At 69.6% G+C, this 23,106-nt stretch carries 26 protein-coding genes; 12 read left to right on the forward strand and 14 right to left on the reverse strand.

The features are described from left to right. Nucleotides 1-102 precede the first annotated feature (102 nt). A complete protein-coding gene (locus tag BKN37_RS08500) occupies nucleotides 103-498 on the reverse strand; it encodes a transglycosylase family protein (protein WP_071024405.1) in 396 nt (131 codons plus the stop codon). After that, the gene (locus BKN37_RS08505) at nucleotides 495-1,112 is read right to left on the reverse strand and encodes an Mce protein (RefSeq protein WP_242657152.1); all 618 of its coding nucleotides are present in this window, start codon (nucleotides 1,110-1,112) and stop codon (nucleotides 495-497) included. The genes BKN37_RS08500 and BKN37_RS08505 overlap by 4 nt, the downstream gene beginning before the upstream one ends. 228 nt (nucleotides 1,113-1,340) lie before the next feature. Between BKN37_RS08505 and BKN37_RS08510 the strand changes: the two genes are divergently transcribed. Next, on the forward strand, nucleotides 1,341-1,832 hold the full coding sequence (locus BKN37_RS08510) for a DUF3830 family protein (RefSeq protein WP_071024408.1): 492 nt from the start codon (nucleotides 1,341-1,343) through the stop codon (nucleotides 1,830-1,832). Nucleotides 1,833-1,914: 82 nt separating this feature from the next. Here the strand turns inward: BKN37_RS08510 and BKN37_RS08515 are convergent, their stop codons facing one another. Both BKN37_RS08515 and BKN37_RS08520 read right to left on the reverse strand, forming a co-directional pair. After that, the gene (locus tag BKN37_RS08515) at nucleotides 1,915-3,288 is read right to left on the reverse strand and encodes an amidase (protein ID WP_071024410.1); all 1,374 of its coding nucleotides are present in this window, start codon (nucleotides 3,286-3,288) and stop codon (nucleotides 1,915-1,917) included. Between the two features lie 9 nt (nucleotides 3,289-3,297). Then, nucleotides 3,298-4,278 (reverse strand): D-2-hydroxyacid dehydrogenase, encoded by a 981-nt coding sequence (locus tag BKN37_RS08520; RefSeq protein ID WP_071024412.1) that lies wholly within the window; start codon nucleotides 4,276-4,278, stop codon nucleotides 3,298-3,300. A 63-nt stretch (nucleotides 4,279-4,341) separates the two neighbouring features. On the opposite strand from BKN37_RS08520, the gene BKN37_RS08525 reads away from it, so the two are divergent. The 3 genes from BKN37_RS08525 to BKN37_RS08535 are packed head-to-tail and all read left to right on the forward strand — an operon-like array spanning nucleotide 4,342 to nucleotide 6,502. After that, a complete protein-coding gene (locus BKN37_RS08525) occupies nucleotides 4,342-5,100 on the forward strand; it encodes a maleate cis-trans isomerase family protein (RefSeq protein ID WP_071024414.1) in 759 nt (252 codons plus the stop codon). Further along, nucleotides 5,097-5,813: a maleate cis-trans isomerase family protein gene (locus BKN37_RS08530; RefSeq protein ID WP_071024417.1), complete on the forward strand. Its 717-nt coding sequence runs from the start codon at nucleotides 5,097-5,099 to the stop codon at nucleotides 5,811-5,813. Before BKN37_RS08525 ends, BKN37_RS08530 begins: the two co-directional genes overlap by 4 nt. Then, nucleotides 5,810-6,502, forward strand: coding sequence for a GntR family transcriptional regulator (locus BKN37_RS08535; RefSeq protein ID WP_071024419.1), 693 nt, complete (start codon nucleotides 5,810-5,812; stop codon nucleotides 6,500-6,502). Before BKN37_RS08530 ends, BKN37_RS08535 begins: the two co-directional genes overlap by 4 nt. Here BKN37_RS08535 and BKN37_RS08540 read toward each other — a convergent pair. From BKN37_RS08540 to BKN37_RS08560, 5 genes are all read right to left on the reverse strand, one after another. Next, nucleotides 6,499-6,999 (reverse strand): hypothetical protein, encoded by a 501-nt coding sequence (locus BKN37_RS08540; protein ID WP_071024421.1) that lies wholly within the window; start codon nucleotides 6,997-6,999, stop codon nucleotides 6,499-6,501. The two genes, BKN37_RS08535 and BKN37_RS08540, sit on opposite strands and share 4 nt — an antisense overlap. 1 nt (nucleotide 7,000) lies before the next feature. After that, nucleotides 7,001-7,321, reverse strand: a complete 321-nt coding sequence (locus BKN37_RS08545; RefSeq protein WP_071024424.1) for a helix-turn-helix transcriptional regulator — start codon at nucleotides 7,319-7,321, stop codon at nucleotides 7,001-7,003. Nucleotides 7,322-7,412: 91 nt separating this feature from the next. Next, complete coding sequence (locus BKN37_RS08550) at nucleotides 7,413-7,886, reverse strand: DUF4189 domain-containing protein (protein WP_083341670.1); 474 nt, start codon at nucleotides 7,884-7,886, stop codon at nucleotides 7,413-7,415. A 383-nt stretch (nucleotides 7,887-8,269) separates the two neighbouring features. After that, on the reverse strand, nucleotides 8,270-9,556 hold the full coding sequence (satS, locus tag BKN37_RS08555; RefSeq protein WP_071024428.1) for a protein export chaperone SatS: 1,287 nt from the start codon (nucleotides 9,554-9,556) through the stop codon (nucleotides 8,270-8,272). A 214-nt stretch (nucleotides 9,557-9,770) separates the two neighbouring features. After that, entirely contained in the window at nucleotides 9,771-10,631 is an 861-nt protein-coding gene (locus tag BKN37_RS08560; protein WP_278184940.1) for an alkaline phosphatase family protein, read from the reverse strand. A gap of 215 nt (nucleotides 10,632-10,846) precedes the next feature. Here BKN37_RS08560 and BKN37_RS08565 point away from each other — a divergent pair, with 215 nt between their 5' ends. After that, nucleotides 10,847-12,289, forward strand: a complete 1,443-nt coding sequence (locus tag BKN37_RS08565; protein WP_071024432.1) for a PE-PPE domain-containing protein — start codon at nucleotides 10,847-10,849, stop codon at nucleotides 12,287-12,289. A 37-nt stretch (nucleotides 12,290-12,326) separates the two neighbouring features. Next, on the forward strand, nucleotides 12,327-12,950 hold the full coding sequence (gene upp / locus BKN37_RS08570) for a uracil phosphoribosyltransferase (RefSeq protein WP_071024460.1): 624 nt from the start codon (nucleotides 12,327-12,329) through the stop codon (nucleotides 12,948-12,950). Here upp and BKN37_RS08575 read toward each other — a convergent pair. From BKN37_RS08575 to BKN37_RS08585, 3 genes are read right to left on the reverse strand one after another with little or no spacing between them, the layout of a single operon-like run. Continuing rightward, the gene (locus BKN37_RS08575; protein ID WP_071024434.1) at nucleotides 12,896-13,387 is read right to left on the reverse strand and encodes a hypothetical protein; all 492 of its coding nucleotides are present in this window, start codon (nucleotides 13,385-13,387) and stop codon (nucleotides 12,896-12,898) included. The genes upp and BKN37_RS08575 overlap by 55 nt on opposite strands. Before the next feature lie 2 nt (nucleotides 13,388-13,389). After that, nucleotides 13,390-14,988 (reverse strand): phospho-sugar mutase, encoded by a 1,599-nt coding sequence (locus tag BKN37_RS08580; protein WP_071024462.1) that lies wholly within the window; start codon nucleotides 14,986-14,988, stop codon nucleotides 13,390-13,392. Between the two features lie 11 nt (nucleotides 14,989-14,999). Further along, nucleotides 15,000-15,797: a purine-nucleoside phosphorylase gene (locus BKN37_RS08585; protein ID WP_071024436.1), complete on the reverse strand. Its 798-nt coding sequence runs from the start codon at nucleotides 15,795-15,797 to the stop codon at nucleotides 15,000-15,002. Between the two features lie 132 nt (nucleotides 15,798-15,929). Between BKN37_RS08585 and BKN37_RS08590 the strand changes: the two genes are divergently transcribed. Beyond that, entirely contained in the window at nucleotides 15,930-17,099 is a 1,170-nt protein-coding gene (locus BKN37_RS08590; RefSeq protein ID WP_071024438.1) for an amidohydrolase, read from the forward strand. Between the two features lie 22 nt (nucleotides 17,100-17,121). After that, entirely contained in the window at nucleotides 17,122-17,295 is a 174-nt protein-coding gene (locus BKN37_RS29085) for a hypothetical protein (RefSeq protein ID WP_158260356.1), read from the forward strand. Between the two features lie 120 nt (nucleotides 17,296-17,415). On the opposite strand, the gene BKN37_RS08595 is transcribed toward BKN37_RS29085, so the two are convergent. Further along, the gene (locus BKN37_RS08595) at nucleotides 17,416-17,889 is read right to left on the reverse strand and encodes a gamma-glutamylcyclotransferase family protein (RefSeq protein ID WP_071024440.1); all 474 of its coding nucleotides are present in this window, start codon (nucleotides 17,887-17,889) and stop codon (nucleotides 17,416-17,418) included. Between the two features lie 66 nt (nucleotides 17,890-17,955). Between BKN37_RS08595 and BKN37_RS08600 the strand changes: the two genes are divergently transcribed. From BKN37_RS08600 to BKN37_RS08615, 4 genes are all read left to right on the forward strand, one after another. Beyond that, nucleotides 17,956-19,371: an NAD(P)H-quinone dehydrogenase gene (locus BKN37_RS08600; protein ID WP_071024442.1), complete on the forward strand. Its 1,416-nt coding sequence runs from the start codon at nucleotides 17,956-17,958 to the stop codon at nucleotides 19,369-19,371. A 94-nt stretch (nucleotides 19,372-19,465) separates the two neighbouring features. Next, nucleotides 19,466-21,223, forward strand: a complete 1,758-nt coding sequence (locus tag BKN37_RS08605) for a glycerol-3-phosphate dehydrogenase/oxidase (RefSeq protein WP_071024445.1) — start codon at nucleotides 19,466-19,468, stop codon at nucleotides 21,221-21,223. A 5-nt stretch (nucleotides 21,224-21,228) separates the two neighbouring features. Next, nucleotides 21,229-22,086 carry a pseudouridine synthase gene (locus BKN37_RS08610; protein WP_207547219.1) on the forward strand — a complete coding sequence of 286 codons (858 nt, stop codon included), beginning with the start codon at nucleotides 21,229-21,231 and terminating at the stop codon, nucleotides 22,084-22,086. Nucleotides 22,087-22,162: 76 nt separating this feature from the next. Continuing rightward, entirely contained in the window at nucleotides 22,163-22,738 is a 576-nt protein-coding gene (locus BKN37_RS08615; RefSeq protein ID WP_105369246.1) for a hypothetical protein, read from the forward strand. A gap of 95 nt (nucleotides 22,739-22,833) precedes the next feature. Here BKN37_RS08615 and BKN37_RS29090 read toward each other — a convergent pair whose 3' ends face one another. Continuing rightward, nucleotides 22,834-22,977, reverse strand: coding sequence for a hypothetical protein (locus tag BKN37_RS29090; protein ID WP_165618305.1), 144 nt, complete (start codon nucleotides 22,975-22,977; stop codon nucleotides 22,834-22,836). Nucleotides 22,978-23,106 lie beyond the last annotated feature (129 nt).

Genomic DNA, 23,106 nt, shown 5'->3' on the forward strand with positions numbered 1-23,106 from the left:
AGCGTGATGCTAGCGGGATCGCGACTCGCTCGGCGTAGTATCGAGCAAATTCGAGCGGCGAGTGAACACAGCGTTTCTGTTGGTGATTCCGAGGTATCGGGATCAGAAACACTTCAGCGGGTTCAAACACGATCCGTCGGCAACGTCGCCCAATTGAGTCAGGATGTGCGTGATCGAACCCGGCACGACCGCCCCAGTACTCACCGCACATTTCGGCCAGGCCTTGGGTCCCTCGGTGGCCATGATGTTGTTCGCCACTCGGATCTGCTCCTGCGGGGGAGCCTCCGCCGGATTTCCGACACCGCCGTTGGCGAGCCAGGTCGACTCCTTGATCTGCAGGCCGCCGTAGGCGCCGTTGCCGGTGTTGGCCGACCAATTACCTCCGGATTCGCACTGCGCGAGGGCGTTCCAGTCCACCGGCGACGCGTGCACGACGCTGCTGGCCGGCGCGATGGACACCGCTGCGAACAGCGCGGCGACCCCGGTGGCCGGCCTCATCGCAGCTTCACGTCGCTGGCCAACCACCGGCCATCCACCTTGTCCAGCGTGATCCTGATGTGGGTGTGCTCCTCGGCCGGAGTGGGCGTATCGGTGCTGCTCACCGTCTGGTCAATCAGCAGCAACACCTTGACTCTGTCTACAGTGACCGATTCGACGGTGGCCTGCGTGATACGGCCGTGGGCCGTGACCTTTTTGTCGATCAGCAGCTGGCGCAGCTTGGCGGCGCGTTCGGCGTGCGCATCGTTGAACTCCTCGGTCGAGCTGTTGAACAACTCGGTGAAGTTCTTGTCGACGGTGCTGGCGTCGATATTGCACAACGTCAGGGCGTACTTTTTGGCGGCGTCCAGCGCCTGCGTAGCGGCCACATCGCGTTGATGGTGTTCGATGGCCACCCAGCCCAGCCAGCCGCCCGCTCCGGCGAAAACGGCAACCAGCACTCCAATGATCAGCCAGCGCAACGGGATGTGCAGGTGTACGTGTCGCCGCGCGGTGTTCGTGGTGGTCTCCGTCGGCGGGTCGACGGATTCGACGCACTCCGTGACAAACTCGTCGTCGTCGACGCGGATTTGTTCGAGGACCCCCGTCGATGTGGCCTGCTGAAGAGGTTCCATGCGCGTTACCCATCTACTCGCTCCGTCGGGTGCACACCTGGACGCCTATTCACCCAAGGGTGCAGTAAGTCATGGTCTCTCAACGGCGTTCGCGGTTTCGAGAGCGGTAAGGCATCAAACACATAACAGCCCAGCTACGACGAGGGCGGGTGGTAATCGGCGATCACCGCACTATGCTGGGGAATTGTCGACAATCGACACCCTGTCGCTGAACTGAGAGGGGAGGCCGTGGCACGGTACATCTCGATCACGCTGACCAAACGCAAGGTGTCCTGTCGGGCACGGTTGCTCGACGATCTCGCACCACGCACCTGCGCGGTGGTCTGGGATGCGCTGCCGGTCGCCGGGCAGGCCTACCACGGCAAGTACGCGCGCAACGAGGTGTACACCCTGTTGGCGCCGCTGGGGACCCCGGGACGGGAGAACTGCACGGTCACCCCGATTCCGGGTGACGTGTGTTTCTTCGGCTTCGAGGCATCCGAGATCGGCAACCCCGCCTACGGCTATGACGAAGGCTCCGAAGCGCATTCACCGCAAGGCGCCACCGACCTCGCGATCTTCTACGGCCGCAACAACTTACTGCTCAACGGGGACATCGGCTGGGTCCCCGGCAACGTGTTCGCGACCATCGAAGACGGCCTGGACGACATCGCCGCCGCCTGCAGCGACCTGTGGATGGCCGGTGCGGTCGGCGAGCAGTTAGCCTTCGCCCGGGCTTAACTTTTGGCCGCGAGCGTGCGCAAATTGCCACCACCACCGGCGTGTCGCCGTACATTTGCGCACGCTCGCGGCAAGGGGGAACTCAGCCCAGCACCTGCTCGGCGAAGCGGCCCACCGCCAGCACCAGATCGTCGCTGTGCCGGGGCCCGACGATCTGCAATCCGATGGGCAGCCCCTCGGTGGTGGTGCCGATCGGGATGGACAGCGCCGGCTGCTGGGTCATGTTGAACGGGTAGGTGAACGGCGTCCACTGCGCCCACCAGCGCATCCCGGAATCCACCGGCACATCGTGTCCGGCGTCGAAGGCGGGGATCGGGGTGGTCGGGGTGATCAGCAGGTTGTGGGTTTCGTGGAACTCACCCATGGTCAACCCCAACTCGATGCAGACCTGCCGGGCGTCGAGATACTCCACCCCCGACACCGCAAGCCCGCGGTCCCACATGGCCAGCAGGCCCGGGTCGACCTGGTCGCGCGCCGACGCGCCGTAGCGGCGCAGGCTGGCCGCGGCCCCGGTGGCCCACAGCGTTTCGAAGGCATCGATCGGGTCGGCGAAGCCCGGGTCGGCTTCCACCACGTTCAGGCCCGCGTCGGCCAGCGTGCGCACCGCGGCGGCGGCCGCCGCCGCGACCTGCGGATCGACCTCGGCATAGCCCAACGTCGGCGAGTACGCGACATCCAATCCGACGACGTCGCGGTGGATTTCGCCGCGATAGGTGGCCCACGTCGCCGGCAGCGACGTCGGATCGCGGTGCGACGGCAGCGCGATGATGTCCATCAGCATCGCGGTGTCCTCGACGGTCCGGCTGATCGGCCCGGCGTGGGCCAGCGGGCCGAACGGGCTGATCGGATACATCGGCACCCGGCCGTGGGTGGGCTTGAAACCCACCACGCCGCAAAACGCCGCCGGAATCCGGATGCTTCCGCCGCCGTCGGTGCCGATCGACAGCGGCGCCATCCCGGCGGCCACCGCCGCCGCGCTGCCCCCGGAGGAGCCGCCCGCGGTCCGGCTGGAATCGGCGGGGTTGCGGGTGACCCCGCACAGCGGACTGTCGGTGACGCCCTTCCACGCCAACTCCGGGGTGGTGGTCTTGCCGATGATCACCATCCCGTCGCGACGAATCTGGTCCACCGCCGGGGTGTCGTCGGGCCACGGCCCGGCGGGATCGGTCAGCCGCGAGCCGCGCAGCGTCGGCCACCCGGCGGTGCGGAACACGTCTTTGATCGCGATCGGCACGCCGTCGAGCAGGCCCTTGGTGTAGTTGCCGGCCCACCGGGCCTCCGACTTGCGGGCCTGCGCCAGCGCGGCCTCCTCGTCGACCAGGCAAAACGCGTTGAGTTCGCCGTCGCGTTCGGCGATCACCGAAAGCGCGGCGGCGGTTGCCTCGACCGGGGACAGTTCCCCGGAGGTATAGGCGGCGATCAGCTGCAGCGCCGTCAGATCAGTGGGTTCAGTCATAACGGCTCCTCAGCCGGTCGGGGCGTATCCGCGGTGCTTGTCGACGACGTTGTGCAGCGGCTGGCCGGACACATAGCGTCGGAAGTTGGCGATGAACTGCTGTTGCAGTTGATCGGTCCAACCCGCCACGTCGCCGCTGTTGTGCGGGGTCAGCCGCACATTCGGGGCGGTCCACAGCGGATGGCCGGGCGGCAGCGGTTCGGGGTCGACGACGTCGAGTGCTGCCCCGGCCAGCCGTCCGGTCTGCAGCGCCGCCACCAGCGCGTCGGTGAGCACCAGCTCGCCGCGGCCGACGTTGATCAGCCGGGCCCGCGGCGGCAGCGCGGCCAGTGCGTCGGCGTTCATCATGCCGCGGGTCTGCTCCGTCAACGGGGCGGCAAGCACGACGTAGTCGGTGTCGGCGAGCGCCGCGAGCAGGTCGGCGCCGATCTCACCGAAGTCGGGGTCGGTGCGGGCGCGACGCCCCACCCCGCGCACCCGCATCCCGGCCGCGCTGAGCAGCCGCGCGATCGCCCGCCCGACCGGCCCGGTGCCCACGATCGTGGCCGACTTGCCGGCGATCGGCTCGGATTCGAAGTGCTGCCAGCGGTGGGCTTCTTGCGCGCTCCAGGAGCGGTGAAAGTCCTTGGCGAACGCCAAGATCTGGCCCAGCACGTATTCGGCGATCGGTTCCTCGAAGATTCCGCGGGAGTTGGTCAGGATCACCTCGGAATCGATCAGCCCGTCGAACAGCACCGCATCCACGCCGACGGAGGCCACCTGCACCCAGCGCAGCGAATCGGCGGCCGGCCAGGCGGATCGCAGTGCCGGCGAAGAGAAGTCGTAGACGAACAGCACGTCGGCGCCGGGCAGCGCCTCGGCCAGGCGGGGAGAGGGCACCATCCGCAGTTCGGCGTCGGCGCTGATCGTGGAGAGCTGGGCGGGGATGGACTCGCCATGCTGAATCGTGACGACCGAACGCGCGCCCACATTGACACCGTAAAAACGCATCGTATGATTGTCAACAATCCAGGGGCTGGCCTGGAGTGGAACTACGCGAGTGTGGGGCCACCCATGGATCTGTCGTCGCTACCAGAGTTCGACGGGCCTGGTGACCAGCGCGGCATCGGCATCATCGCCCCCTTCGATTTGGCGATCGAACGCGAACTGTGGCGGTGGATTCCGGCGGAGGTGTCGCTGCACCTGGCCCGCACCCACTACGAACCGGTGCCGGTGAGCCGGCTGATGGCCGAGTTGGTGTCCAACACCCATCACCTGGAGGCCGCCACCCGCGACGTGCTGCACGTGGAGCCGGAAGTCGTTGCCTACCTGTGTGCCTCGGGCAGCTTCGTCAACGGCGTCGAATACGAGAAGACGTTGGTCGCCGCGATCGAAGCGGCCGGGGCCCCGGCGGCGGTGACCACCTCCGGCGCGCTGGCCGAGGCCGTCCTCGCCCTGCAGATCTCCCGGATGTGCGTGATCACGCCCTACGACGAAGAACTCACCGAGCTGTTGCACGCCTTCTTGGGGCAGCTGGGTGTGACGGTGCTGCGGTCGGACTACCTCGGACTGGGCGGCGGCATCTGGAAAGTGAACTACCGTACGGTGGCGGAGCGGATCGTGGCCGCCGACCATCCCGACGCGCAGGCCATCTTCGTCAGCTGCACCAACCTGCGCACCTACGACATCGTCGACCCCCTGGAGAACATGCTCGGCAAACCGATCCTGACCGCCAATCAACTGACCATGTGGGCGTGCCTGGGCCGGATGGATCTGCCGATGATGGGTCCGGGCCGTTGGCTGCGCGACGTGTTCGCCGGGGCCAAGCGATGACCGTCGACTGCGTTGGTTTTATCTACCCCGACCACGCCGCGGAGTCCGACTACCCGTGGGCGGCCGCGCGGCTCGGGGTGGAGCTGGCGGTGGTGCACATCTACGGCACGGATCTGCACGCGGTGCCCGAACTGCTGGATCTGGGCAGCCCGGCCCGGCTGGCCGACGGGGCGGCGCTGCTGGCGCCGCGGCGGCCGGCCGCGGTGGTGTGGGCGTGCACGTCGGGCAGTTTCGTCTACGGGCCCGACGGCGCCGCCGACCAGGTGGCGCGGCTGGCCGCCACCGCCGGGGTGCCCGCCTCGAGCACCTCGTTCGCGTTTGTGCACGCGTTGGCGGCGTTGGGCTGCGCCCGGGTCGCCGTGGCGGCCAGCTACCCGCAGGACATCGCCGAGCTGTTCGTGGGTTTCCTTGCCGCACACGACATCGACGTCACGTCGATGGGTAATGCCGGGATCGACACCGCCGCGGAGGTGGGCCGGCTCAGTCCGGAGCAGGTGGCCGCGCTGGCGGCCGCCAACGACGACCCCGGCGCCGATGCGCTGCTGATCCCCGACACCGCGATGCACACCGTGGCCCAGGTCGAGACGCTGGAGCGGTCCTTGGGCAAGCCGGTGCTGACCGCGAACGCGGTCACCGTGTGGGAAGGGTTGCGCATCGCCGGGCTGCCCCGCCGGGCCGCCGGATTGGGTGCGCTATTCAAGGATGAACGATGACGCTCTCGGAGCCGGCGGCGTTCGAGCCGCTCAGTCGGCAGTCGACCGCCGAGTTGATCGCCGACCGGCTGCGCGAGGCGATCACCCGCGGCCGGCTCGCACCCGGTGACCAACTCGGCGAGGCGAACCTGGCCGCGCAGTTCGCCGTGTCGCGCGGCCCGCTGCGGGAGGCGATGCAACGGCTGGTCGCCGAGGGGTTGCTGCGCAGCGAACGCCACCGCGGCATCTTCGTCGTCGAGCTCACCGAAACCGATGTGCACGACGTGTACCGGGCCCGCAAGGCCATCGAACGGGCCGCAATCGGCGAGATCTTGGGCGGTGACGCCCGGGTCGCCTGGGCCCGGCTCGGCGCGCCCATCGACGCGATGGCCGCCGCCGCGCAACGCGGGGACGCCGCCGCGGTCGCCGACGCCGATCAGCAGTTCCACGAGGTGCTGATCGAATGCGCCGACAGTCCGCGGCTGTCCCGGGCGATGCGCACCCTGCTGCTGGAAACCCGGATGCTGCTCGGCGAACTGCACCACGCCTACGGCGACCTGCACGAGCAGGTGGCCGAGCACCGCGCGCTGCGCGACGCCATCGGCGCCGGCGACGAAGTGCTCGCGCTGCGCCTCATCGAGGAGCACATGGACGACGCGGTGCGCCGACTGCTGGCCCGGCGGGTGGCCGGGCCCGCGCGGCAGAGTTAGCGGTCCGAAGCCGGCGGCGGGGCCGCCAGGATCTCGCGGAGCGTGGGCAGCACCCGCCGGTCCTTGGGTCGGTTCGCCGCCTGCTTGGAGCGGACGACATCGGCCAACGCGGCCACTCGCACGGTGACGCCGTACAGCGCCACGGGCGTCGCGTCCCGGCGCAGATCCGGATAGCCCCGGGTGCCGGCGGGCTCGAAGGCCACATCGAGGTCCCCGGCGTCGGTGGTCAGTTTCCAGGTCGTGGCGCTCGCCAGCGTATCGGCGTCGCACGCGAACGGAAGCCCACCGGGCTCGGGTTCGGTCCGGATGCGTGCCTGCAGTTCATCGAGCGCGGCCGCCAGCCGAATGAGGTTGGCGCGCCCGGTCTGTGGCGTGATATCGGCGTCCTCGGTCGGGAACGGCGAGCCGTGGTACACGGCCGCCAAGCCGCCGATGAGCACGTAGGCGACCCGGTGGGCGTCGAGCACCGCAAAGAGGCGGGGGAGGTCGAGTTCCACGTCAGGCTCGTCGGGCTTGTCGCAGCCCGCGCAACTGCCGCACCAGCCGCGCGTGCCGGTCCAGGCGCTCCTGCCCGGTCAAGTCGGCAAGCCGCGACGCCTGGGCCCAGTCGCTGTCGTCGCGCGGTACCAGCATCAGATCTAGGTCGAGACCGCACAGCCGGACCAGGCGGAACACGTCGTCGAGGCTGATGGCGGTCCGACCGGCTTCCCACCGCGCGATCGCGGGCTGGGCGGTGCCGGCGCGCGCTGCCAGTTCGGCTTGGCTAAGACCGGCCCTGCGGCGGGCCTCCCGGACCAGATCCCCGCCGTAGGAGCTCATCCAGTCAATATAACAGTTCTGCTATAAACGCACTCAGGTGCGCTCGGCGGGCCGGCCGTATCGACCGGCCGGCCCACCTGCCGATGCGGCCTCAGCCGCCGGGTGCCGGTGCCGGAGCCGTCGTGGTCGTGGCCGTCGTAGGCGTAGCCGTCGTCGACGAACCTTCACTCTCGGGCGCAGCCCCGTTGCATGCGGACTTGAGCACCGTGGCGCCGGGACTCTGGTTCATCGCATTTTGTTCGGCCTCCTGCTGCGTGGCGCCACTGTCGCCGAAGTAGTGATCGCCGTTTTTGACGACCGCACCGCAGTCCGGGGACTTGAAGGAAATCAACACGTTGCAGCTGGGGTTGTTTTGCTGACAGTCGTTGGTCGCAGCCTGGTCGGCAAGATACTGATTCGGTTTATCGGTGGCTACGCCGACGGATTGGCCGTCCGGCGAGACCGCGATCGCCCCCCAGTCCTCGTCGGCGTACGCGGTGGGGGCGATGACGACAGCCATTGCTGCCGCGGCGGTGCCGACGGCCGCAGGGATCATGACACGTCTGCGAAAACTGGTCGCTACCATAGTGATTCCTTTCTCATGCCGGGGGCACGGCAGTGGTCGAAATCGGTGGGGATGGAGGACGGTGCGCGAATGGCGACACCGGCTAATGGGGATGCTCACCTGCTCGGCAACGGTGTGTTTCGCCGCCGCGTTGACACCCCCTTTCAAATTCACAGGCAGCCCGCAGCTTAACCCCGGCCGGTCGGCGCTGGGCCGGGTTTTTCAAAAACCCAACTTGGCTTCCGTTTCCCCGTTTGGGGTGTCTGCGACCGGCTGAACTGCTGTTCTGGTGGTGCCTATCGGCGCAGCAATTTGCGCCTATTAGCCGGGCTCGCTCGTTGGCGCCGCGGTCACCAGGCGATATACGGAACGGCAACCAGTGCCCAGCCGCCGAATAGGCAGCGTTATTCGCGCCGCAGCCGCGACTCCACGAACCGCTCGAGTTCCTCCCACGTCTTGACCGCCGCGGCAAACGGCGCCTTCACCTTGCCGGGCGCTTCGGAGTCCAGCACGTGGGCGACCAGGTTGCCCAGCGGACGGTCGGGATCCAGCGCTTTATCGACGATGTCGTCCTCGGCGTAGGTCCCGACATCGCGGAGCAATTCGACGGCCAGCTCCAGCTGATCGCGGTCCACCGCGTCCGGCCCGTCGGCGAGGTCATCGGCTAGCCCGGTCAGCACGTACACGTTGTCGTCGGTGATGTCCACGGCCAGCGAACCGTCGGTGGCCGCGGTGCGGATGTCGTCGTAGGTGCTCAGGTCGGACAGGTCATGGTCGTGCTCGTCGGCCAGATACCGCGCCAGCGTGCGTTCGGAGCTGAACACGCTGATCCGGCCGTTGCGGCCCAGGAAGATCGGCTGATCGTCGAAATAGCACCGCAGCGTGTAGAACGTCCCGGCGCCGGTCATGATCCGGATCGGGTCGATGCCCACCTTCGCCCAGAAGTCCGCGTCGCTGCCCAGCACCACGTGGTCGCTGGCGCGGGGTGGCGCGTCCTCGGCGTCCTCGGCGGGTTCGTCGGACTCCTCGGCGTCGGCCGCCTCGTCCCCCTCCTCGGTGGCCGCCTCGTCGATCGCCTCCTCCTCTTCGGGGGGAGCTTCGGCCAGTTCGTCGGCGGCGCGGCTCGACGCCGCTGCGTCGACGTCGGGGGTGGTGATCACGTCGTCGAGCGCGCTGAGCACGTTGTCCCAGTTGCGCGCGATGATCTCGCCGATCACATACCAGCGCTTGCGACCGGCTTTGCCCTTGAAGTGCTCGATGCCGCCGGCTACGGTGCCCAGCGTCGGGTTGCCGTTGAAGAACTTCGTCACGGCGGACAGCTCGCACACCGACCCGATCGAGGCGACCACCGCCAGGGTGTTCGCCAGGGTGCGCACCGACTTCTTGGTGGGGTCGTCGGCCACCAACTCCTCGACCGTGACGAGGTCGAACTGGTTGCGCTCGGCCGGATCCAGTTTGTGCGCGTTGGCCTCGGTCAGGCCCGCCCAGCCGGGGTGGTCGGCCAGGTCGTGGTCGGTGTTGGTGCGCACGAAGGCCACCAGGTCGGCCGCCGTCTCGAAGCCGTAGAGGTCCTCCTCCTTGCCGAGGAACGCCTCCCACTCGTCACCTGAATCACGCCAGCGCGGCGCCCACAGCGTGTAGCGGTCACCAGCGGTCAGGCCCAATCGAATGGGCACGAGGTCAGCAGCCATGCGGCACAGGATATCGGCGTCCGTGTCGGGGCCACCCGGTCAGGTCGGCCAAGGTGTCGTGCATCTGCTTGCGGGCCAGCGGCTGGACGGCGGTCCGTTGAGTGTGCACCCAGGGCGTTGAGTGTGCACCCAGGGCGGCGCCACGCCACCAGTCTCCGCCCTGAACGCACACTGAAAATCGTCCGGGCGGTCGCCTCGACCTGACACAGGCGGGCTAGCCGCCCCAGATGTCGGTGATGGCCGGCGCGCGGGCCGCCAAGCCGAGTTTGGGCAGCCCGTACATCTCCTCCAGGGTGGACAGCACGTTGTAGTGGCTGATCGGCTCCACGTAGGTTCCGGGTTTGACGTGGGCGCCGTAGAAGACCGTCGGGATCTGGTTGCGCGAGGCGTTGTCGTCCTCGTCCCAGGTCAAGATCAGCAGGCTGTTGTTGGCCTGCGCCCACTGCGCGTACGCCGACAGGTTCTGGTAGAGCCAGGTGTCACCCCGGGTGATCGACCCGTCGTGCATGTCGTTGTCGAGGTTGGGAATGACGAACGAGACCGTCGGCAGGCCCGCGTAGTTGGCCGGGAACGCCGAAAACGGTAGGGACAGGTTGGCCGGGATGTTGGTGAAGCTGGCCCACGGCACATGTTTGCGCGCGTACTTGCCGGCGCTGCAGACCGTCGAGCCGACGGCGGGCAGGCCTTCGGCGAACCCGGCGAAGGTGTACCCGGCGGCCAGCAGCTGCGCGCCCAGGTTGGCGGCGTTGCCCGCGTTGACCGGGCAGACGTTCTCGGTCACCCCCAGCGTGCTGCCGGCGAACAGCGCGAAATAGTTCGGTTCACTGGGATGCACCTCGGCGAACGATTGCGCCATCATCGCGCCACCGGCGGCCAGTTGGTTGATGTAGGGCGCCGCCTTATTGCCGATGATGTTGGCCTGAGAGCGGTTCTCCTCCACCACGACGACGATGTGGGCGAAGGCGGGCACCGTGGCGGCGGTGAAGCCCGGCGGCGACGCGACCCGCCCGGCGGGCAGCGGCCCGAGCAGGGCCGCCGCCAGCAGCACCATCAGTCCGGTGGCCCTCAGCGGCATGCTTCTCCGCCGGCGCGGGCGTCGCATGGCCGGAGTATAGGAACGATGCGGCGCGCCGCCGCGTAGCCAGCAGCGTGTCCGTTCCTGAAAATCAGATGAAAAATAATTGTGATTTTCCCCACGGCGGGCGCGGGCGGACGCCATCATAGGCGCAGATTGCCGCCCGCGGGGAGCAACAGGCGACCACCGGACGGGTTCTGGGTCGGGAGGTCGCAATGGCCGGTACGCGGTTGCGTTCGCTGGGTGCGGTGCTGGTGGCGGGCGTCGGTGCCGCCGTCGCCGGGGCGACGTCGGCGCTGACATCGGTGTTTATCGCCAACATCGCGCTGCTGGCCGACGAGGCCTGGATCATGGGCGGCACCGCGGTCCCCGACCCCACCGTCGGCAACTACATGGGCCAAGTCGAAGCGCTCTACCTGGACCCGCACGGGTTCACCGGCCCCTTCCAGCCGTTGGACACCCCGGAGCAGTTCTGCCCGATCGTGTGCCTGGTCAACCCCGCGGGCAACCCGGCTTGGAACAACCTGAACTTCGGCAACTCGGTGAACGTCGGCGTGCAACAGCTGAACACCGCGCTCGGCGCCAACGGCGACGCCGGCGTGATATTCGGGTATTCGCAAAGCGCCACCATCACCACCCAGGAACTCAACAACCTGATCGGGTCCGGCGTCGACACCGACACCCTGCACTACGTGCTGATCGGTGATCCCAACAACCCGCTCGGCGGCATCCTGGACCGCTTCCAATTCCCGGACGGCATCAAAGCGTTCAGCTTGACACCCACCGGCCAGCACCTGCCGTTCCTCAACGTGCCGCTGAGCATGGATCCGACCCCGACCACCGGGATCGGCGCCAGCGCCATCTACACCGGCGAGTACGACGGCTGGGCGAACTTCCCGCAGGACCCCACCAACCTGCTGGCCGACATCAACGCCATCATCGGCATCGAGACCGTGCACCCCTACTACCCGGACCTCACCGCCGACCAGGTGGCCAGCGCCATCAACGTCGGGACCATCGGGGACACCGACTTCTACTACATCCCGCAGAATCTGCCGATCCTGCAGTTCATGTACAACGGCGGGACCGCCGGGCAGTTCTTCGGGGACTTCTTCTCGCCGTGGGCGCGGCTGTTCATCGACTGGGGCTACGGCAACGCCGGCGATCCCGCGGTCGATGGGCTCTACCAGATTCCCGGCGGCACCTACATCGAAGGCAGCCCGTATGAGCAGGCCATCGGGGTGGCCGGCGGTCCGTGGGCCGAGACCCCGCTGGGCGGCCTGTACGACGGCTCCGGGGTCGCCGGGCTGTTCGAGAAGATGGATCCGCTGCAGATGCTGGCCGGTTTGCAGAACGCCTTCATTCAAAGCGTCATCGGGCCGTGGGCCGACGTCGCCGCCAACGGCGGCACGCTGTCGGCCGGCGAGCTCGGCATCATCAACGACATCACTGTGTTGTTGCAGAACATCACCGGCTACGACCTGATCAATTTGGTCGACCACACCCTGCTCACCGGGTGGAACGACTTGGCGAACCTGCTGGACCTGGGCAGCATCATCGGTCCGGACGCCATCTTGGACGGGCCGCTGATCCCCGGGCAGCCGCTGATCGACCTGGTGGGTCTGGGCTTCGACATCTTCAACTTCTTCGGCGCCTGAACCTACGCCCATCGAGCAGCCCGTAGGCTTCATGGCCGTGGAGGTGCGCGTGCTCGACCACCCGCTGGCGGCGGCCCGGCTGACCACGCTGCGCGACCACCGCACCGGCAGCGCGGCATTCCGCGCCGCGCTGCGCGATCTGACGCTGATGCTGGTCTACGAGGCCACCCGCGGCCTGCGTTGCGAGCGCATCACGGTGCGCACCCCGCTGGTCGAGACGGTCGGGGCGGTGCTGGCCGCGCCGCCGTTGCTGGTGCCGGTGCTGCGGGCCGGGCTGGGCATGGTCGACCAGGCGCACGCGCTGCTGCCGGAAGCCCGGGTGGGGTTCGTCGGGGTGGTCCGCGACGAGGACACCCATCTGCCGGTGCCGTACCTGGCGTCGCTGCCCACCGACCTGACCGGCCAGCCGGTGATGGTGCTCGACCCGATGCTGGCCACCGGCGGCTCGATGACGCACACCCTGGGCGTGCTGGTTGACCGCGGCGCCACCGACATCACCGTGCTGTGCGTGGTGGTCGCCCCGGAAGGTCTTGCCGCCCTGGAGAAAACCGCCCCGGGGGTGCGGCTGTTCACCGCGGCCGTCGACGAACGGCTCAACGAGGACGCCTACATCGTGCCCGGCCTGGGCGACGCCGGCGACCGCCAGTTCGGCCCGCGCTGAGCTAAGTAGGCACGAACAGGGTTGTCGGCGTGCCGCCTCGCGCGGGTGAAGGCGACCGCCGAGAAGACCCCCAACGCGAACAGCAGCGGACCGAAGATCGTTCCCCATACCCGCATTTGGTGCCGATATGCCGCCACCGAAGGGAGGTCGTGCACCGCACCGCCCCGGACCGTCGGCGGTGTGCGGTCGGCGAATGCGTGCGGCAGCAGCCGTTCGGTGTGGGTTTTGCCGGAACCGGTGAAGACGCAGCCGTCGTCGGCGGCCATGACGGTGTGGTGGCAGGCGACCGGCGGCGGCGAGTGCAGATGGTCGACGCTGATGGCGAACATGGCGAACCCGCCCAGGATTTCACCCATCACCACCGTGCTGATGAACAGCATCTGCAACACGAACACCACGACGTTGCGGAGCGATTCGGGTTTGGCGTGCTGGCTCATTGTTACCAGCCCTGCACCGCGTTCACGATGGTCTCGCACCGCTGCCCCGCGGTTTTGCGGGCAGCTTGCAGGTCGCCGGCTACCCGAACCTCGATGTAGCACTTGAGTTTCGGCTCGGTACCGGACGGCCGCACCACCACCCGAGCCGACGTGTCGGCGTCCTCGGCGGTGAACACCAGCGCATCGGTGCTGGGTCCGTCGCGCCGGTCCAGCAGATCGGTGGCGGTCGCGGGCAGCCCGGCCAGCTGCGCGGGCGGGTCGGCCCGCAGCCGGGTCATCAGCGCGGCTGCCTCCTCGATGTCGGCGACCCGCCGCGACACCGCCGCACCGACATGCACGCCGTGGTGGCGGGCCAGCTCGTCCAGCGCGTCGGGCACCGTGCGGCCCCGCTCGCGCAGTGTCGCCACCAGGTCGCAGACCAGCACCGCCGCGCTGATCCCGTCCTTGTCGCGCACGGCGGCCGGGTCGACGCAGTGCCCGATCGCCTCCTCGTAGGCGTAGAGCAGGGTGGCGTCGGGCAGGTCGGCGTCGGCGCGCGCCAGCCATTTGAACCCGGTCAGGGTTTCCACGTGCCGGGCGCCGCGGTGCGCGGCGATCGCGGCCAGCATCCGCGACGACACCACTGTGGACGCCACCACGCTGGCCGCCGGCGTGTCGACTTGCGACAGCAGGTAATCGCCCAGCAGCCAACCGGTTTCGTCGCCGGAGAGCATCCGCCAGCCCGCTGGCGTGGGGATGCCGACCGCGCACCGGTCGGCGTCGGGATCCAAAGCGATCGCGACCTCGGCGTCGATGTCGGCGGCCAGCGCCAGCAGCGCGTCGGCGGCCCCGGGTTCTTCCGGATTCGGGAACGCCACGGTGGGGAAGTCGGGGTCGGGTGCGAATTGGGCGCCGACCGCGTGCACGTCGGCCACACCGGCCCGGCGCAGTGTTTGCACGGCGACGTCACCGCCCACGCCGTGCAGCGCGGTGAGCGCCACCCGCACCGAGCCGGATCCGCGGCGCACCGCCGCGGCCCGCGCGATGTAGCGGTCGACCAGGTCGCGCCCGGTGGGGGTGACGGCCTGCCGGGGGATTTGGTCGGCGAAGGGCGCGGCGGCCATCGCCGCCTCGATCTGGGTGTCGGTGGGGGAGATGATCTGCATCCCGCCGTCGCAGTACACCTTGTAGCCGTTGTCGGCCGGCGGGTTGTGCGACGCGGTGATCTGGATTCCGGCCACCGCCCCGGTGTGCCGCACCGCGAACGCCACCACCGGCGTCGGGACCGGGCCGGGCAGCAGCAGCACCGAAAACCCGGCCGCGGCAAGCACCTCGGCGGCCGCGACGGCGAATTCGGCCGACCCGTGCCGGGCGTCGCGTCCGACGATCACCGTGCCGCCCGCCCCGGTGCGGTGAAGGATTTGGGCCACCGCCCAACTGGCGCGCAGCACCACGGCGAGGTTCATCGCGTCCGGGCCGCCGCGCACTGGCCCGCGCAGCCCGGCGGTGCCGAACGTCAGCGGCCGGGCGAACCGGGCGGTCAACTCGTCGGCGTCACAGGCGGCGAGTTCGGCGGCCGTCACCGGGTCGGGGTCGTGGGCGATCCACTCCTCGGGGGTCACGGCGGTGATCGTCACAACCGGGCAACGACGTCGGCCAGCAGCGACCCCATCCGGGTCGCCGAACGGCGGCCGGCCTCGACCACCTCGGCGTGGCTGAGCGGCTGCCCGGTGATGCCGGCCGCCAGGTTGGTCACCAGCGACACCGCCAGCACCTGGGCGCCGGCCGCCCGGGCCGCGATCGTCTCGTGCACCGTGGACATCCCGACCAGGTCGGCGCCCAACACCCGCAGCATCGCGATCTCGGCCGGGGTCTCGTACTGCGGCCCCGGCAGCCCCGCGTACACGCCTTCGGCCAGGGTGGGGTCGACCTCCCGGGCCAGCGCCCGCAGCCGCGGCGCGTACGCGTCCACCATGTCGATGAACTGCGCCCCCACCAGCGGTGACCGCGCGGTCAGGTTGAGGTGGTCACGGATCAGCACCGGTTGACCGGTCTCAAAGTCGCTGCGCAGCCCGCCGGCCGCGTTGGTCAGCACGACGGTGCGCGCGCCGGCCGCGGCCGCGGTGCGCACCGGGTGCACGACGTGGCGCAGGTCGTGTCCCTCGTAGGCGTGCACCCGACCGGCCAGCACCAGCACCCGGTGCGCGCCGATCGGCACCGACAGCACCTGGTGGCCCTGCCCGGCCACGGTCGGCACCCGGAAACCCGGCACCTCCGCCATCGGGATCACCGCGGTCGCGGCGCCGAGCGCCTCTACCGCCGGAACCCAGCCGGAGCCCAGCACGATCGCGACGTCGTGCTCGGCGACTCCGGTGCGCTCGCCGATGACCTGCGCGGCCTGCTGTGCCAGTGCGTCGGGCCCGTCGTCCACAGCGCCGAGCTTATCCGTTGTCGGCCGCGTCCCGTGGCGGTGAGATACTGCCAGCATGCCCACTACCGCCGCATCCGGTCGCGCCGCGGGTGTGGTGACGCCAGGGCCCGGCGGGGGCGGGGAGCGGCGCACATGAGCCTGGTCGATACCGCCGAGTCGTGGCTGGCCGCCAACTGTGACGATCTGGTCGCCTGGCGGCGCCACCTGCACCGCCATCCGGAGCTGAGCCGGCAGGAATACGCCACCACCCAGTTCGTCGCCGAACGGCTGGCCGATGTCGGCCTCAACCCCAAGGTGCTCCCCGGCGGGACCGGGCTGACCTGCGACTTTGGCCCCGAACATCGGCCCCGGATCGCGCTGCGTGCCGACATCGATGCGCTGCCGATGGCCGAGCGGACCGGCGCGCCGTACACCTCGACGGTGGCCGGGGTGGCGCACGCCTGCGGGCACGACGCCCACACCGCGATCCTGTTGGGCACCGCGCAGGCGCTGGCCGCGGTGCCCGACCTGCCCGTGTCGGTGCGGCTGATCTTCCAGGCCGCCGAGGAGCTGATGCCCGGCGGCGCGATCGACGCGATCGCGGCCGGGGCGCTGACCGGGGTGAGCCGCATCTTCGCGTTGCACTGCGACCCGCGGCTGGCGGTGGGCCGGGTCGCGACCACGCCCGGACCGATCACCAGCGCGGCCGACACCATCGAGATCACGCTGTGTTCGCCGGGCGGGCACACCTCGCGGCCGCATCTGACCGCCGATTTGGTCTACGGCCTGGGCACCCTGATCACCGGGCTGCCCGGGGTGCTGTCGCGGCGCATCGACCCGCGCAACTCCACCGTCATGGTGTGGGGCGCGGTCAATGCGGGGGTGGCCGCCAACGCCATCCCGCAGACCGGCGTGTTGGCCGGCACCGTGCGCACCGCCAGCCGCGACACCTGGGTGCAGCTGGAGGGCATCGTCGGGGAAACGGTGTCGGCGCTGCTGGCGCCGCTGGGCATCGAGCACACCCTGCACTACCGGCGCGGGGTGCCGCCGGTGGTCAACGAGGAGATCTCCACCCGCATCCTGACCCACGCCATCGAGGCCGTCGGCCCCGATGTGCTGGCCGAAACCCGGCAGTCCGGCGGTGGTGAGGACTTCTCCTGGTATCTGGAAGAAGTGCCCGGCGCGATGGCCCGCCTCGGGGTGTGGTCGGGCAGCGGCCCGCAGCTGGACCTGCATCAACCCACCTTCGACCTCGACGAGCGGGCGCTGGCGGTCGGGGTCCGGGTGATGGTCAACATCGTCGAGCAATCCGCCGCGGTGTAAGCGCTTTTGGTCGCGAGCGTGCGTGTCCCCGGCCGACACGCGCAGGCAAAACCCGTTTCTGCGCACGCTCGCGACGCCTCGTGAACTCCTCGATGCCGTGGCCGGGTTCGTCAACGATCCCGGTCTTCGCAGTGACGACATCGCCGCTGTTCGCGAAGGCCTTGCGATTCTGGCTCCACCGGTACTGACGGCGTAACAGCAGAAACCAGACGCGCGAGCGTGCGCAATCCCGGTGATTAGTCCGGCGTGTCGACCGGGGACACGCACGCTCGCGGCCAAAGGCGGCCAAGGGCGGGCAAAGCGGCCAAGTGCAAACCTACGTGCCGGGACCGATGTTGCGGGCCGGGCGGGTGCGCAGGTCGTGCACGTATTCGGCTGGTGCGCCGGCGATTTCGGCGGCGTCGGCCATCACCCCGAGGTAGCGCGCCGAGGGCAGCCCGCCCTCCCAGGCATCGACCACATACAGCCACGCCAGCACCGGGTCGGTGGTGGTGTCCGACGAGATGCGGTCGACCCGGCAGCGGATCTTCTTGTGGATGCCGAACTCTGACCCCTCCCACCGGTCCAGGTTCGTCTCGTCGGCCACCGTCATGTCGTAGAGCACGACGAACACCCGAGAACCCGGATCCTCGACGACGGTGGCCAGCGCCCCTTCCCAACCGATGTCCTCACCGCCGAACGTCAGCCGCCACCCGTGCAGCCAGCCGGTCCCGGCCATCGGGGAGTGCGGTGCCCGCTGCAGCATCTGTTCGGGGTGCATGTTCGACCCGTAGGCGGCGTAGAGCGGCACGGGGGAAAGCTTAGACGGCGGACGCTCGCTGGGCGGTTAACCGGTGCGTTAGCTAGGTTAGGGCCTGTGGTGACCCGCATTCTGATCCTCGGCGGAGGGCCGGCCGGTTACGAGGCTGCCCTGGTGGCCGCGGCGCGCGGCCCGGACGTCGCCCAGGTCACCCTGGTCGACTCCGACGGCATCGGCGGCGCCTGCGTGCTGTGGGACTGCGTGCCGTCCAAGACGTTCATCGCCTCCACCGGGGTGCGCACCGAACTGCGCCGGGCCCCGCACCTCGGCTTCGCGATCGACGCCGACGACGCCAAGATCTCGCTGGGCCAAATCCACGACCGGGTCAAGACGCTGGCCGCCGCCCAATCCGCCGACATCGGCGCCCAGCTGCGCAGCGTCGGCGTCGAGGTGATCGCCGGGCGCGGGGAGCTGGTCGACGACATCCCCGGGATGGCCCACCACCGCATCCAGGTGACCGAACCCGACGGCACCACCAGCGTGCGCGACGCCGACGTGGTGCTGATCGCCACCGGCGCCAGCCCGCGGGTGCTGCCCAACGCGGAGCCCGACGACGAGCGCATCCTGACCTGGCGTCAGCTCTACGACCTGGACACGCTGCCCGAGCACCTCATCGTGGTCGGCTCCGGGGTCACCGGTGCCGAGTTCGTCAACGCCTACACCGAGCTGGGGGTGCCGGTCACCGTGGTGGCCAGCCGGGATCGGGTGCTGCCGCACGAGGACTCCGACGCGGCGCGGGTGCTGGAGGATTCGTTCGCCGAGCGCGGGGTCACGCTGGTCAAAAACGCCCGCGCCGACTCGGTCACCCGCACCGACGACGGGGTGCTGGTCACGATGACCGACGGACGCACGGTGCAGGGCAGCCACGCCCTGATGACCGTCGGGTCGGTGCCCAACACGTCGGGTCTGGGCCTGGAGCGGGTCGGCATCGAGCTGGGACCCGGCAACTACCTGAACGTGGACCGGGTCTCACGCACCTCGGTGGCCGGGATCTACGCCGCCGGCGACTGCACCGGGCTGCTGCCGCTGGCGTCGGTGGCGGCCATGCAGGGCCGGATCGCGATGTATCACGCATTGGGGGAGGCGGTGGCCCCGATTCGGTTGCGCACCGTGGCCGCCGCGGTGTTCACCCGGCCCGAGATCGCGGCCGTCGGCGTGCCGCAAGCGGCGATCGACAACGGCTCGGTGCCCGCCCGCACCATCATGCTGCCGCTGCGGACCAACGCCCGGGCGAAAATGTCGGAGATGCGCCACGGCCTGCTCAAGCTGTTCTGCCGGCCGGCGACCGGGGTGGTGATCGGCGGGGGGGTGGTCGCCCCGATCGCCTCCGAGTTGATCCTGCCGATCGCGCTGGCGGTGCAGAACCGCATCACGGTCACCGACCTGGCCCAGACGCTGGCGGTCTACCCGTCGCTGTCGGGGTCGCTGACCGAGGCGGCCCGTCGGTTGATGACGCACGACGACCTGGACTAACGCCGGGTCGCCGTTCGTCGGGCACGCCGACGGCAGGGCACGTAGCCTGGGGCGAGCAGTGTCGTACTGACGAGTAACCAAAGGAGTTACTTCCTTGACCGACCCGATTCTCGCAGCGGGCAGCGGCCGGACCTGGGGCAGCGCCGTGCTCGGACCGGCCCAACGCGCGGCGGCCTGGGAGCGGCTCGGCGCCGAACAATTCGACGTGGTGGTCATCGGCGGCGGGGTGGTGGGCGCCGGCTGCGCCCTGGACGCCGCCACCCGGGGACTCAAGGTGGCGCTGGTCGAGGCCCGCGACCTCGCCGCGGGCACCTCCAGCCGCTCTTCGAAGATGTTCCACGGCGGGCTGCGCTACCTCGAGCAACTGGAGTTCGGTCTGGTGCGCGAGGCGCTGCACGAACGGGAGTTGTCGCTGACCACGCTGGCGCCGCACCTGGTCAAACCGCTGCCGTTCCTGTACCCGCTGACCCGACGGTGGTGGGAACGCCCCTACGTGGCCGCCGGCATCTTCCTGTACGACCAGCTTGGCGGCGCGAAATCCGTTCCGGCGCAGAAACATCTGACCCGCGCGGGGGCGTTGCGGCTGTGCCCGGGGCTCAAGCGCAGCTCGCTGATCGGCGGCATCCGCTACTACGACACCGTCGTCGACGACGCCCGGCACACCATGACCGTGGCCCGCACCGCCGGGCATTACGGCGCGGTGGTGCGGTCCTCGACCCAGGTGGTGGCCCTGCTGCGGGAAGGCGACCGGGTGACCGGGGTGCAGGTCCGCGACTCCGAGGACGGCGCGGTCACCGAGGTGCGCGGCCACGTCGTGGTCAACGCCACCGGGGTGTGGACCGACGAGATTCAGGCGTTGTCGCGGCAGCGCGGCCGGTTCCAGGTGCGAGCGTCCAAGGGGGTGCACGTGGTGGTGCCCCGGGACCGGATCGTGTCCGAGGTGGCGATCATCCTGCGCACCGAGCGGTCGGTGCTGTTCGTCATCCCGTGGGGCACGCACTGGATCATCGGGACCACCGATACCGACTGGAACCTGGACCTGGCCCACCCGGCGGCCACCAAGGCCGACATCGACTACATCCTCGGGCACGTCAACACCGTGCTGGCCACCCCGCTGACCCACGACGACATCGACGGCGTCTACGCCGGGCTGCGGCCGCTGCTGGCCGGGGAAAGCGACGACACCTCCAAGCTGTCCCGCGAACATGCGGTGGCGGTGCCCGCACCCGGGTTGGTGGCCATCGCCGGCGGCAAGTACACCACCTACCGGGTGATGGCCGCCGACGCGATCGACGCTGCCGCCGAATACATCCCGACCCGGGTCGCGCCGTCGATCACCGAGAAGGTGCCGCTGCTGGGTGCGGACGGCTACTTTGCGCTGGTCAACCAGACCGAACACGTCGGCACCCAGCAGGGCCTGCACCCCTACCGGGTGCGGCACCTGCTGGACCGCTACGGCGCGCTGATCGACGAGGTGTTGGCGCTGGCCGCCGACCAACCCGAGCTGCTGGATCCGATCACCGAGGCGCCGATCTATTTGAAGGTGGAAGCCGCCTATGCCGCCGCCGCCGAGGGCGCGCTGCATTTGGAGGACATTTTGGCCCGCCGGATGCGGATCGCGATCGAATACCCGCACCGCGGCGTCGACTGCGCCCGCGAGGTCGCCGAAGTGGTGGCACCGGTGCTGGGCTGGACCGACGACGACGTCGACCGCGAGGTGGCGATGTACATCGCGCGGGTGGAGGCCGAGGTGCTCTCCCAGACCCAGCCCGACGACGAATCGGCCGACGCGCTGCGGGTGGCGGCCCCCGAGGCTCGTGCCGAGATCCTCGAACCGGTACCGCTCGATTGAGCCGGGTGCGGTCGGCGCCGCTGCCGGTGCGCGACGGGCTCGGCCCGGCGCGGGTGCGGCTGCGCGGCGGACCGGTGGCCGACGAACTCGGCGCCCGGTTCGGGGCGCCGGCGCGGGCCAAAGTTGCGGCCGGGGAAGTGGTTTGCGCCGACGGCACGGTGGTCGACGCGACGACGGTGCTGCCGGCCGGGGCGTGCGTCTACCTCTACCGTGAGCTGCCGCAGGAAGTGCCGGTGCCGTTCGACATCCCGGTGCTGCATCGCGACGACGCCCTCGTGGTCGTGGACAAGCCGCATTTCGTGGCCACCATGCCGCGCGGGCGGCACGTCGCGCAGAGCGCGCTGGTGCGGCTGCGCCGCGAACTCGACCTGCCCGAGCTCAGCCCCGCCCACCGGCTGGACCGGTTGACCGCCGGGGTGCTGATGTTCACCGTGCGTCGCGCGCTGCGGGGTCGGTATCAGACCCTGTTTTCCCGCGGTGCGGCGCGCAAGACATATCTCGCGCGGGCCACCGGTGTCCCGACGGTGGTGTTGCCGACCCTGGTGCAAAGCCGAATCATCAAGCGCCGCGGCTGCTTACAAGCCGTCGAGGAACCCGGCGAGCCGAACGCCGCAACGTTGATCGAAGACCTCGGCGACGGGCTGTACCGGTTGACCCCGCGCACCGGGCGCACCCATCAGCTGCGCGTGCACATGGCTTCCTTGGGTGTGCCGATCGACGGAGACCCGCTGTACCCCAACGTTGTTGATGTTGCGCCCGATGACTTCAGCACGCCGTTGCAGCTGTTGGCGCACACCCTGGAATTCGTTGACCCGGTCACCGGGCTGCCGCGCCGGTTTGTCAGCCGCCGCTCGCTGGGGTGACCGGCGATAAATTGCGTCCGCGGCCGGCCGTGGGCGGCGTTATATTCACAGCCGGGGGTTCTCAGGGGGGTGAGCCATGTCGATCGCGGCCTTACGCGGCGCGCTGTGCGCTGCGGTGTGCGTCTGGGCGGGCGCGGCCCTGCCACCGGTGGCGGCGGCGGATCCCGGGCAATTCCCGGACCTGAGAGGCTACGCCGCGGTGAACGCGCAGGATTACCGCACCTATTACGCATACAGCACCACCGGCGTCCAGTTTCTCGCGCCGGGCGGATACCGCTGCCGCATGAGCTACACCACCAAGGCTTCCTACCTGGAGGCGGAGTGTTGGGGTGTGTTGCTCGGCACCTCGCACAACGCAGCCAAGGTCGCTTTAACGGCGGATTTCCGACCGGGAGACTTCGGCGACGTGGATGTGGCCGCGATGGAAAAGTATCAGTACCTCGACGGCGCGGGCTGGCATGAGGGGACGGTCGCTCCGGAGGCGTACAAACCGCTACCCGCCGGCAAGAAGGTGACCCAAGAAAGTTGGCGATCCGGCCCGGTCGCGGTCTGCGCAGCCGATACGGCCATGACCGCGTGCGTGATCGAGGACGCCAAAAGCGATCAGCGCCACGGGTTTGTGCTGACCGCCCCGGACAGCTGGACGTTCTGACCCCGGGCGCCCGCGGCGCATCGTTCCTGGTCAGAGCCCTGACGTTTTGCCGTCACCCATCTCGGGTACAAGTAGAAGGCAAAGACGAGAGGGGTTCAGGGTCTCATGAAACCGCAAGGCAGAATGGCGATGGCAGTGTTCGGCAGCGCGGCTGCGCTCACGCTGGCGGTCGGCTGCGGTGGCGGCGGCGAGAAGGCGCCGACAACCACCACAACCACGACGACGACCACCACGAACACGTCAACCACCCCGCCGCCAGCACCGGCACCCGGCAGCGAAGCCCCCGGCGGCCCGACCGGTGGCGGGGGGCCCGGTGGTGGTGGCGGTCAGATTCCTGGTGGCCCGACCGGTGGCGGGGGGCCCGGTGG

This window comes from Mycobacterium talmoniae, assembly GCF_001854525.1.
GTDB lineage: Bacteria > Actinomycetota > Actinomycetes > Mycobacteriales > Mycobacteriaceae > Mycobacterium > Mycobacterium talmoniae.